We start from the raw sequence: 1955 nt of genomic DNA, 5'->3' as shown, positions 1-1955 counted from the left end.
TGTTAGCGGCAGTGTAAAAATGACCCCCTAATGGCATTTAAAAACTGACCCCCTTGGTTAATATAGCGGTCATTTTGGACTGCTCAACATGTTAACTTTGGAGCAAGCAGTGACAATCCAAATACTTCATCAACAAGGTAAATCTATTAAAGCCATTAGTCGTGAACTGGGGGTATCCAGAAATACCGTACGTAAATATTTACGGCAAAACACCACACCTCAGTATCAGCGTATACAGCCTAGAATAAGTATCCTTGACCCATATAAACCCTATTTACTCCAACGTGTAAACGCAGCTCATCCTGAATGGATTCCTGCTGTCGTGCTCTACCAGGAAATTTTAAGGTTGGGATATCCAGGAAAGATCAGGATCTTGAGGGAATATCTTGCAACATTAAAACCAGTTGCTCAACCGGAACCGATCATTCGTTTTGAAACCCAACCTGGCCAACAAATGCAAGTGGATTTCACCACGATTCGACGTAACAACACGACTTTAAAAGCTTTTGTCGCAACATTAGGGTATTCCAGAGCGACTTTCGTGAAATTTTATGATCATGAACGTACCGATGCATGGATCGATGGTCTAGAAAATGCATTTCAGTTCTTTGCAGGAGTACCTCAGGAAATACTGTTTGATAACGCTAAAACGATCATGATTGAACGGGATGCCTATCAGGAGGGGCAGCATAAATGGAATCCCAAACTGCTCGACTGCGCCAAGAAATACAGCTTTCGTCCTCGCGTATGTAAGCCCTACCGTGCACAGACCAAAGGCAAAGTTGAACGCTTTAATGGATACCTCAAATCAAGCTTTATTGTGCCATTGAAAGCAAGCCTGAAGACTTCGGGTTTACTGTTAGATGTTGATGTCGCCAATGCCCACATTGGCCGGTGGCTGCATGAAACCGCCAATCAGCGGATTCATGCCACCACGCAAGAAAAACCGACTGTTCGACTGCAACAGGAGCAGCAAAAATTTACGCCATTACCGCAATCAGATACGGGTTCTGGCACTGTACCTGTTGCAGCAGCACAGCATGTCATGCCCTACGAGAGTTTGCAGCATCCCTTATCGGTATATGACCAGTTGCTGGGAGTTTCCTGATGAATCTGCAATACGACCGTATAGAGCAACTTTGCCAAAAGCTCAATCTGCCTGCCATCGCATCACAATGGTCACATCATGCACAACAAACATTAGGTCAAGATGGAAGTTATGCCGACTTTGTTGAAGCGATCTTGACGCATGAATATGCTGCCAGGCAACAGCGCAGTCAGCAGGTACTGATGAAACTCTCAGGCCTGCCTCAAGTCAAAACCCTGGAAGACTATGATTTTAATTATGCCCTAGGGGCCCCTAAATCACAGGTGATTGAACTGTTCAATCTGAGCTTTATTGCTAGAGCAGAAAATGTGGTGTTTCTCGGGGCTAGCGGAGTAGGAAAAACGCACTTATCTATGGCATTAGGCTATAAGGCCATCATGAACAACATTAAGATCAAGTTCATTACCGCCGCCGATCTCATGCTGCAACTGAGTACAGCCTATCAGCAAGGTAAACTGAAAACCTATATGCAACGTGCGGTACTGGGACCAAAGTTACTGATTATCGATGAAATTGGTTATTTACCGTTTGGACGTGAAGAAGCGAATCTGTTCTTTAACGTGATTGCCAAGCGTTATGAAAAAGGCAGTACGATATTGACGAGTAACTTACCCTTTAGCCAGTGGTCCAAATCCTTTGCAGATGATGTCACGTTGACCGCTGCGATGTTAGATCGGTTATTGCATCACTGTCATGTGGTACAGATATCGGGTGAGAGTTATCGTTTGAAGGATAAAAAAAGAATTGGGATTCAGCCCCAGGTTGAAACTTAATACGAGATCAAAGGGGTCAATTTTACTTTGCCATTTGAAAGGTAAAAGGGGTCAATTTTAGAATGCCGTTGACA

2 protein-coding genes are annotated in these 1955 nt (G+C 44.0%); both read left to right on the top strand.

Going from position 1 to position 1955, the window contains the following annotated elements; genetic code table 11:
- Positions 1 to 88 precede the first annotated feature (88 nt).
- Positions 89 to 1108 carry an IS21-like element ISAba8 family transposase gene (gene istA / locus EXE29_RS17150; RefSeq protein WP_120365117.1) on the top strand — a complete coding sequence of 340 codons (1020 nt, stop codon included), beginning with the start codon at positions 89 to 91 and terminating at the stop codon, positions 1106 to 1108.
- On the top strand, positions 1108 to 1881 hold the full coding sequence (istB, locus tag EXE29_RS17145; RefSeq protein WP_001053379.1) for an IS21-like element ISAba8 family helper ATPase IstB: 774 nt from the start codon (positions 1108 to 1110) through the stop codon (positions 1879 to 1881). Before istA ends, istB begins: the two co-directional genes overlap by 1 nt.
- Positions 1882 to 1955 lie beyond the last annotated feature (74 nt).

It is taken from the genome of Acinetobacter sp. WCHAc060006, assembly GCF_004209135.1.
Lineage (GTDB): Bacteria > Pseudomonadota > Gammaproteobacteria > Pseudomonadales > Moraxellaceae > Acinetobacter > Acinetobacter cumulans.
This window is presented reverse-complemented; position numbering and strand designations above follow the sequence as displayed.

Excerpts from the sequence above, each read along its gene's own strand:
- istA (WP_120365117.1), top strand. The coding sequence starts at position 89 with ATGTTAACTTTGGAGCAAGCAGTGACAATCCAAATACTTCATCAACAA.
- istB (WP_001053379.1), top strand. The coding sequence starts at position 1,108 with ATGAATCTGCAATACGACCGTATAGAGCAACTTTGCCAAAAGCTCAAT.